Origin of the sequence: Methylobacillus sp. MM3, from assembly GCF_001645185.1 — a bacterium.
In the GTDB taxonomy this organism is placed as follows: domain Bacteria; phylum Pseudomonadota; class Gammaproteobacteria; order Burkholderiales; family Methylophilaceae; genus MM2.
The window spans coordinates 1-546 of sequence record NZ_LXTQ01000008.1 but is presented as its reverse complement, the minus strand read 5'-3'; the positions used below and the strand labels follow the sequence as shown (position 1 = coordinate 546).

General features: G+C 58.2%; 1 protein-coding gene and 1 pseudogene. Both read left to right on the top strand.

Translation table 11 applies throughout. From position 1 onward, the window contains the following. A pseudogene (locus tag A7976_RS04200) lies at nucleotides 1-242 on the top strand (fructose-bisphosphatase class I); the annotation flags it as partial. A 168-nt stretch (nucleotides 243-410) separates the two neighbouring features. Next, a partial coding sequence (locus A7976_RS14710) for a class II fructose-bisphosphate aldolase (RefSeq protein WP_205633452.1) occupies nucleotides 411-546 on the top strand: 136 nt, incomplete at its 3' end.

Here is a 546-nt window from a genome sequence, read left to right as displayed (position 1 = left end):
TCCTGATCCGCGGCGGTCTCTTCATGTACCCGCTGGACAGCAAGCTGAAAGACCAGGGCGGCAAGCTGCGCCTGTTGTACGAAGCCAACCCGATGAGCTTCATCGTCGAACAGGCGGGTGGCGCGAGTTCGACCGGGCGCAGCCGCATCCTCGACCTCACGCCCGAGGCCTTGCATCAGCGCGTGCCGGTGATCCTGGGGTCGAAGAATGAGGTCAAGGTGCTGACCAGTTATCACCAGCAGGCAGACGAGAATCAGTTGGAAGCCACCGTGATCCGCAACTACAAATTCAAATCGTCACTGTTCAGCTTTTTATAGCTTCAGTTTTCTGTAGAGCGATGAACACGCAAATCATCAACAAAACCGGGTGCCGGCCCTCACCGGACGCCCGGGAAATATGAGGAGAGAAAAATGGCTTTGGTATCCCTGCGTCAACTGCTGGACCACGCCGCCGAGAATGGCTACGGCCTGCCGGCGTTCAACGTCAACAACATGGAACAGATCCACGCCATCATGCAGGCCGCCGACGCGGTGGACAGCCCGGTGA